1 protein-coding gene is annotated in these 201 nt (G+C 65.2%); it reads right to left on the reverse strand.

The features are described from left to right. Window positions 1–201: transposase (locus FVA95_RS30640; protein ID WP_193564474.1), on the reverse strand; the 201-nt coding region annotated here is incomplete at both ends.

A 201-nucleotide genomic window follows, 5' to 3' on the forward strand; every position in this document is an offset into this window, starting at 1 on the left:
GCGGAGATCTCCCCGGTCGTCAAACCCTTCGCATACAGCGACAGCACGATCTCGTCGACGTCGCCGAGGCGGCGCTGTCGTTTCCGCACGATCTGCGGTTCGAACGTCGACGCCCGGTCGCGCGGGACCGAGATCTCGATCTCGCCGACCGCATCCGAGATGACCGTTTTCGACCGGGTCCCGTTCCGGGTGTTCGTCGAT

The sequence above is a fragment of the Pseudonocardia sp. EV170527-09 genome (assembly GCF_008369905.1).
Lineage (GTDB): Bacteria > Actinomycetota > Actinomycetes > Mycobacteriales > Pseudonocardiaceae > Pseudonocardia.